Raw genomic sequence first — 7,945 nt, forward strand, 5'->3', positions numbered from 1 at the left:
CGTCACGCATCTGATCCGCGGTCACATCCTCTCAAACCATTCGGACGCCGACCCCACTGCGTACCCGCGTCGCCGATGCCGGCGTATACGGGGGTGCCGGCCGGCAACGAATACCGCGCGGCCGCGTCGGGCGTGACGACGCCGATGCGCTCGTCGGGCGCATGCAGTGCCGGCAGCAGTGCCGGGTCCACGCCCGACGGCGATACGAGACGGTCGTCCCATCGCCGGGTGACGATGTTCATGGCCCCACTAGTGGAGCATGCGACGGTGTCGCCCGAGGGAACCCCGGTCAGCCGGGCGACGAGGTAGTCCTTCGCGTCGAACAGCACGTGGCGCACCCGTGACCAGCGGCGGGGTTCGTGCTCGGCGAGCCACATGAGCTTGGCCAAGGGCAGTGATCCCTCCGCACGGTTGCCGCTCAGGGATGCGAACGCGTCGTTCCCCACCGCATCGGCGAGTCGCCGGGCCTGGGCGCGGGCCCGACCGTCCGAGTAGAGGATGGCCGGGCGTACGGGGAGGAGATGCTCGTCCAGGGCTATGACGTCCTGCATCTGCCCGCTCATGATGACGCCTAGGATCGCGCTGGAACCGATGCCGTGGGTGAAGGCGGCGTCGGCCTGGGCGGCTCGGGCGAATACTGTGCGCGTTGCGTTGCGGAACGCGAGATCCCAGTCGTCGGAGTCCTGCTCCTGGCGCCCGTCGGCGTCGTGGAGGGGCATCGGCTCGCTCGTCGCGGTGGCGAGCAGCGAGCCGTCCTCGCGCGTCAGGGCGGCCTTGACGGCTGTGGTGCCCACATCGTATACAGCGATATAACCCATGCCCGTCATGGTAGCGACGTCGGCGGGCGGGATGGGTCGTGCGGTCGAAGGTCGAACGTTCCGCGTCGTTCTAGTGCAGACGTCCGGATGGGTCGCGCGGTCAAGAGCCGAACGCTCCTCGTCGCCCTGATGCAGACGTCCGGTTTCCGGTTTCCGGTTTCCGGTTTCCGCGGTCCGGGTTTGGACATCCGCTGCGGTTACAGTCCGTAGGCCTCATAGAGCCGCTCGATGAGCGCATCGTTGAGCAGGCGTCCACGCAGGGTGGGGATGATGCGCGTGCCATGCACCTCGATCAGCCCTTCGGCGACGAGGTCATCGATGGGGTCGGCATGCGGACCGCGCTCCCCTTCAATGGTCTTCGCGCCCGTATGGCCGGGGATCCGTGCCACCGCACGTTCCACACGCGTGCAAGCCAGCCCCTCGCGCAGCCGCACGCCGAGCATGATGAGCTCCTCGGCATGCTCGAGGGCGTCGATCCGTTCGCTGCCCTGCCACGGTACGTCGCGCCGATCGATCGCCTGAGCCCAGCGTTTGGGGTGGGCGATGTCCCAGGAGCGCACATCTCGGCCGCGGCCGACCCCGTTGTAGTGGGAATGCGCCCCGGGGCCGATACCGGCCCAATCGACGTTGCGCCAGTACCCGAGGTTGTGCCGGCTCTCGTATCCGGGCCGCGCCCAGTTCGAGATCTCGTACCAGTCCAGCCCGGCTTCGGTGAACATGGCGTCCGCGAGCGCGTATTTGGCCGCTTCGTCATCATCGTCGGGACCGGGCATGGTGCCATGGGCGACGGCCCGGCCCATCGCCGTGGTCGGCTCGAGGGTGAGGGCGTAGGCGGAGATATGGTCCACGCCCAGATCCAGCGCGGTTTGGACGGAGTAGCGCCAGTCCCCCATATCCTCGCCCGGAGTGCCGTAGATCAGGTCGACGCTGGAACGCAGCCCGACCTGTGCGGCGGCTTTGACCCCCTGCGTCACGTTGGCGGGGGTATGCGTGCGGTCGAGGGTCTTGAGGACCCGAGGCACGGCGGATTGCATGCCGAAGGAGATGCGGTTGAATCCCAGGTCACGCAGCGCCGCGATCGAGTCGTGGTCCACGGTGTCCGGGTTCGCCTCGGTGGTGACCTCCGCACCGGGGGCGAGACCCCAGAGCTCGTCGACGGCGCGCAGCATCGCTCCCAGACTCGACGGGGGCAGCACGGTGGGTGTGCCGCCACCGAAGAACACGGTGGAGGCGGCGGGCTCGGTTATGCCGTGGTCGATCTGCCATTGCTTGACCAGACGCATCTCCCGGATGGCCATCGCGGCGTAATGGTCACGGCTCGCGCCACCACCCAGATCCGAGGCGGTGTAGGTGTTGAAATCGCAGTACCCGCATCGGCGCAGGCAGAAGGGCACGTGGATGTAGACCTCGTACATCGCCGTCTAGCTCCGTTCCGACTTCTGCGCTGAACGGATCTTGTCCTTCGTGTCCCGGTCCGTTCCGTCCTCCCCGGTGGACAGCGCCGCGATGAAGGCCTCCTGGGGCACCTCGACGCGGCCGAGCATCTTCATGCGCTTCTTGCCCGCCTTCTGCTTCTCGAGCAGCTTGCGTTTGCGGGTGATGTCGCCGCCGTAGCATTTGGCCAGCACGTCCTTGCGCAGCGCACGGATGGTCTCCCGGGCGATGATCCGGCGCCGATGGCTGCCTGCAGAGGGATTTCGAACTGCTGGCGGGGTATGAGCTCCCTGAGCTTCTTGGTCATCATCACGCCGTAGGCGTAGGCCTTGTCCCGGTGCACGACGGCGCTGAAGGCGTCGATCTTCTCGCCCTGGATCAGGATGTCGACCTTGACCAGGTCCGCCCGCTGCTCGCCGTCCTGATGGTAGTCGAGCGAGGCGTAGCCCTTGGTGCGGCTCTTGAGCTGGTCGAAGAAGTCGAAGACGATCTCGGCCAACGGCAGTCGGTAGTGCATCTCGACGCGCGACGGACTGAGATACTCCAAGGTGCCCATCTCGCCGCGGTGATCCTGGCACAGCTCCATGACCGAGCCGATGAACTCTTTGGGGGTGATGATGTCGGCGGCGACCATCGGCTCCACGATGGCCTTGATCTTGCCGTCCGGGAATTCGCTGGGGTTGGTCACATGGTGCACCGTGCCGTCCTCGCCGGTCACCTGATAGGTCACGTTCGGCGCGGTGGAGATGAGGTCGAGGCCGAACTCGCGGCCGAGCCGTTCCACGACGATCTCCATGTGGAGCAGGCCGAGGAAGCCGCAGCGGAATCCGAACCCGAGCGCCACCGAGGTCTCGGGCTCGTAGACGAGCGCCGCATCGTTGAGTTTGAGCTTGTCGAGCGCGTCGCGCAATTCGGGGAACTGCGCGTTGTCGACGGGGAACAGTCCCGAGTAGACCATGGGCTGCGGATCGCGGTACCCCTCCAGCGCAGTGGTCGCCGGCCTCGCCGCGGAGGTGATGGTGTCGCCGACCTTGGACTGGCTTACGTCCTTCGCACCTGTGATGACGTAGCCCACCTCACCGGCGCCCAGCGCCTTGGTGGGTGTCATGTCGGGGCTGATCACACCGATCTCGATGGGCTCGTGCGTCATGCCGATGCCCATCATGTGCAGGCGCTCGCGGGAGTTGAGCCTGCCGTCCTCCATGCGGATGTAGGTGACGATGCCGCGGTACGAGTCGTAGACCGAGTCGAAGATGAGGGCTCTGGCCGGCGCCTCGGGATCGCCGTGCGGCGCGGGCACGTCCATGACGATCTGGTCCAGCAGGTCGCGAATGCCCTCCCCCGTCTTGCCTGAGACGCGCAGTACCTCCTGCGGGCTGCAGCCGATCAAGCCGGCGAGCTCCTCGGCGTGCTTGTCGGGTTCGGCGCTTGGCAAATCGATCTTGTTGAGCACGGGGATGATGGCCAGATCATGGTCGATGGCCATGTACAGATTCGACAGCGTCTGGGCCTCGATGCCCTGCGTGGCGTCGACGAGCAGCACCGCGCCTTCGCAGGCCGCCAAGGCTCGGGACACCTCATAGGTGAAATCGACATGGCCCGGGGTGTCGATCATGCCGAGCGTGTATTCCGTGCCGTCCACCGTCCACGGCACGCGCACCGCCTGGGACTTGATGGTGATGCCGCGCTCCTGCTCGATGTCCATGCGGTCCAGGAAACGGTCGCGCATCTCACGCTCGGGAACGATGCCGGACAGCTGCAGGATGCGGTCGGCCACGGTCGATTTGCCATGGTCGATGTGCGCGATGATGCAGAAATTGCGAATCAGCGACTGATCGGTGAATCCCGGCGTGCTCTTCGGTGCGGTCACGGTGTCTCTCCTTCATGGAGCCCGGGATCCCGTGTCCGTTCTGTCCGACGTGGGTTCCTGCAGGCCAAGCTGCCCAGTCTACCGTAGCGCTTCCCGCCTCCAGGGGCGACACCCCGGCCGACGGTTGCCGCCGACGTGTGGATTGCGGGTGCGGGTGGAAGGACGGTAATCCTGGGCCGTCAGGCCATTACCGGGTGCGGATTGCTTGCGCGGGTGGAATAGGGCGCTCGTGGGTTTGCTGAAGAAGCCATCGGGTGCAGATTGCGCGCACGGGTGGAAGACTGAAGGTTCGGACGGCGGGATTGCCCCATGGAGTGCTGTGTTCGGCTGCTCGTGTGCAGAACGAGGGAAACGAAGGGACGGCATGCGCGATGAAACATGTGTACGACTGTTCGTGTGCATGTTCGTGTGCAGGACGAGGGCTTGGATGCGGGACGCCGGCTGGTCGCACACATGGTAAACCACGGCGATTATCCGCTCGGCATGCTATCATCTACCCTCGTATGTCCTTGTAGGAACCTTGGTTTGGAGTAATAGTGGCAAACATCAAGTCGCAGAAGAAGCGCGTGCTCACCAATGAGAACGCCCACCAGCGCAACATCGCCGCGAAGTCCGGTCTCAAGACCGCCATTCGCGCGACCCGTTCGGCCATCGCCGCCGGTGATAAGGAAGCCGCAACGACCGCCTATGCAGTCGCGGCGCAGCGCCTGGACACCGCAGCGGGACGCGGTGTGATCCACCGCAATCAGGCTGCCAATCGCAAGTCGGGCATGGCCTCCGCCATCAACGCCCTGTGATGTAAGGATCATGCCGGTGTTGCAGCCACGGTGAACGCCGAGGTTCGCGCGATATCGGAGTGATTCCGGATTCGGCACTATGGCCCCCACAGATAGCTTCTGTGGGGCCATAGTTATATTCATATTCGTGGTTATCGCGTGGTCATCGCGTGTATTTATTGCACGGTCGTATGCGTATCGCCTCCCATTGCCACGAATCATCGTCGCACCTGTGGGATTATAGGTCATGCCAGAGGGTAAGAGTTATCCGATGCGTCAGGTTGCGGGTCTGCAGGTTGATTGGCGGATGGTCTATATGGTTGGTTGGCTGCGGGTCTGCAGGTTGGTTGGCGTCAGTAAGTTCAGTTGGCGGTTGCTGCGTTTGGTTACGTGCGGCGTGTTCGCAGAATGGACGGCAACGTCTCATACCGATCAGACAAGTCGGGTGATACGAAGATAGAGGGGCCATATTCCGCGGTTGTTTTTCGCTATCACCCGACTTGTCTATGCGAATCGTCGACCCTTGCCAATCAATCGTCGACTTGTGTCACCCAATTCCCGACCCTGGGCGCCCATCCCCGACCACGGTGCGCAAACGGGTCTACCCCGAACATCCCTGAAGGTCTAGTGGCGCTTGGAGTGGGATCGGGTGCGGCGAGCGGTGGAACGCCGGAAGGCCGGCACGCGTAGCGGCAGGTGCGCTTCGTGGCGCTGCAACGCACCGGGCAGCTTGATGTCGTAGAGGACGGAGAGCACCCGCATGGCCACGACGATGAGGACGATGAGGACGTCGGCGAGCATCTCCCACGTCTGGCCGATCCACCCCGAGGAGGCCGCTTCGTAGACCGCCACGGTGAGTACGCATCCGACCAGGGAAGGCACGGCGTACCAGTGCCGGTCCTTGATCACGGAGGGGACCTCGTTAAGGAGCATGTCCCGTATCAGCCCGCCGCCGAGCGCCGTGAACATACCCAGGAAAACCGCCGTCATGGCGGAGGTGTGATACAGCAACGCCTTGGATGTCCCGTTGACCGCGAACAGCCCCAGGGCGAGGGCGTCGGCCACGAGCATGGTCCAACGCAGACGGTCCACTTCGGGGTGGATCACCGCGACGACGAAACTGGAGGCCAGTGCCACGAGCACCAGGCCGGTGTCGGAGACGCCAGCCGGCGGGAATATCCCCAACAGGACATCGCGTACGATGCCGCCGCCGAGTCCCGTGAGCCAGGAGGTGATGATGATGGCAAACAGGTCATACCCTTTACGCACGGCCAGCAGGCCGCCCGCGAGACCGCATGAGAAGATCGCGAGATACTCGATGATCATGAAGAAGGTGTTCTTCTCGAGCACCGGTTCCATCGCCAGCCCACCTTTCGCACGCCATCGCGTGGCGTCGGTCATTCGGATCGATCAACTGTCGACGCGCCGAGGTGCGCCTGCCGACCCCGGATATGATATCGTCCGCGGCACCCTTGGGATGTCGCGGACGATATCGATGGTGAAGCGGGGGTCTTAACAGACCTTCCACATCCAGTCGTGCGGATCGGCGATTTCGCCGAGCTGGATGCCGAGGAGCTCGTTGCGCAGGGCCAGCGTGAGATCACCGGTCTTGCCGCCGTTCACCGAAACGTCGAAACGCTCGGACTTGAACCGCCCGATCGGGGTGACGATCGCGGCGGTGCCGCAGGCGAAGACCTCGGTGACCTCGCCCGAACGGATGTCGTCGAGCAACGATTCGATACCGATCATGGTCTCGACCACGTCACGACCGTGATCCTGGGCCAGCCTGATGATCGAGTTGCGGGTGATGCCAGGCAGGATGTTGCCCGTGAGGGACGGCGTTTCGAGATGGCCGTCCTTGTGCACGGCGAACATGTTCATGCCGCCAAGCTCCTCCAAGTAGGTCTTGGTGGCCGCGTCGACGAAGCAGACCTGTTCGCAGCCGTGCTCGATGCCGCGGTACTCGCCCACCAGTGAAGCGGCATAGTTGCCGCCGCACTTGGCGAAGCCGGTGCCACCGGGGCCGGTGCGGAACCATTGGTCCTCGACCCAGATGCTGACCGGTGAGACGCCACCTGTGAAGTAGGGGCCCGACGGCGAGGCGATGACGCAATATTCTGCCTCGTTGGTCGCGCGCACCCCGATGAAGGGTTCGGAGGCGAACATGAACGGGCGGATGTAGAGCGTGTACTCACGGCGGGTGGGCACCCATGCGCGTTCCTTGGTCACCAACGCACCCACCGAGCCGAGGAAGTCATCGACGGGCAGCTGCGGCAGATACAGGCGCTTCGCGGAGTTCCTGAAGCGCTCGGCATTCGCATCGGGGCGGAACATCCAAATCGAACCGTCATCGTGGTGGTAGGCCTTGAGGCCTTCGAAGCATTCCTGTGCATAATGCAGCACCGATGCGGCCGGGTCCATGTTGAGGGGCCCGTAGGGCTCGATTCGGCGGTCGGACCAGCCTTCGCCCTTCGTCCAGGTCATATGGGCCATATGGTCGGAGAAGACCTCCCCGAAGGCGGGCTTATCGATCAGCTGGGCTCGTCGCTCGTCCGACACCGGATGGGTGTTTGATTCGACGGTGAACGCCGCTGCAAGTGATTGCAGGGCGGTCGGGTCATGATGGGTCTGTTCGCTCATTCTCATCTTCTTCTTCCGTGAAACGCACCGTCGTGCGGCGGCCGCAATGGACGGCGCCTTGCATGTCGGCGATGTGTCTGCCACTGTCCCACATGACGCCCCCGATGGGCGTCTGCGGTTCACATTATGAAAAATCGGGCCGCACGGCGTGCCGCCCGCTGCACCGAATCGCACGCCGTTGGGGCGGCGGGACAGTGCCTATGCCCCTTGGCCATGGGCCGGGGACACCGTCCGGCGGTGCGTTGGCGAACCATCGTCCGGGGACGTTGGGATACGGTAAAGGGCCCGCACGGATGCGGACCCTTTACGGATACTGCGATCGATACGACCGGGACTACTCGGCGTCCGCGGCCGGAGCGGCCTCGGCGGCGTCCGCGGCCGCAGCGTCTTCGGGGGGCGGCGACGGG

5 protein-coding genes and 1 pseudogene are annotated in these 7,945 nt (G+C 64.6%); 1 reads left to right on the forward strand and 5 read right to left on the reverse strand.

The features are described from left to right. Positions 1-2: 2 nt before the first annotated feature. From BMON_RS08965 to lepA, 3 genes and pseudogenes are all read right to left on the reverse strand, one after another. Positions 3-818, reverse strand: a complete 816-nt coding sequence (locus tag BMON_RS08965; RefSeq protein WP_162176705.1) for an FGGY family carbohydrate kinase — start codon at positions 816-818, stop codon at positions 3-5. 197 nt (positions 819-1,015) lie between these two features. Further along, positions 1,016-2,233: a radical SAM family heme chaperone HemW gene (gene hemW / locus BMON_RS08970; RefSeq protein ID WP_033512166.1), complete on the reverse strand. Its 1,218-nt coding sequence runs from the start codon at positions 2,231-2,233 to the stop codon at positions 1,016-1,018. 6 nt (positions 2,234-2,239) lie between these two features. Continuing rightward, positions 2,240-4,122, reverse strand: a pseudogene (lepA, locus tag BMON_RS08975) (translation elongation factor 4). Between the two features lie 536 nt (positions 4,123-4,658). On the opposite strand from lepA, the gene rpsT reads away from it, so the two are divergent. Next, positions 4,659-4,919: a 30S ribosomal protein S20 gene (rpsT, locus tag BMON_RS08980; RefSeq protein ID WP_033512169.1), complete on the forward strand. Its 261-nt coding sequence runs from the start codon at positions 4,659-4,661 to the stop codon at positions 4,917-4,919. A 603-nt stretch (positions 4,920-5,522) separates the two neighbouring features. On the opposite strand, the gene BMON_RS08985 is transcribed toward rpsT, so the two are convergent. Continuing rightward, positions 5,523-6,257 (reverse strand): trimeric intracellular cation channel family protein, encoded by a 735-nt coding sequence (locus BMON_RS08985; protein ID WP_051918056.1) that lies wholly within the window; start codon positions 6,255-6,257, stop codon positions 5,523-5,525. Positions 6,258-6,410: 153 nt separating this feature from the next. Next, entirely contained in the window at positions 6,411-7,538 is a 1,128-nt protein-coding gene (locus BMON_RS08990; protein ID WP_033512170.1) for a branched-chain amino acid aminotransferase, read from the reverse strand. Positions 7,539-7,945 lie beyond the last annotated feature (407 nt).

Source organism: Bifidobacterium mongoliense DSM 21395 (assembly GCF_000741285.1).
Lineage (GTDB): Bacteria > Actinomycetota > Actinomycetes > Actinomycetales > Bifidobacteriaceae > Bifidobacterium > Bifidobacterium mongoliense.

Coding starts and splice junctions, on each gene's coding strand:
- BMON_RS08965 (WP_162176705.1), bottom strand. CDS start 818: ATGGGTTATATCGCTGTATACGATGTGGGCACCACAGCCGTCAAGGCC.
- hemW (WP_033512166.1), bottom strand. CDS start 2,233: ATGTACGAGGTCTACATCCACGTGCCCTTCTGCCTGCGCCGATGCGGG.
- BMON_RS08990 (WP_033512170.1), bottom strand. CDS start 7,538: ATGAGCGAACAGACCCATCATGACCCGACCGCCCTGCAATCACTTGCA.
- BMON_RS08985 (WP_051918056.1), bottom strand. CDS start 6,257: ATGGAACCGGTGCTCGAGAAGAACACCTTCTTCATGATCATCGAGTAT.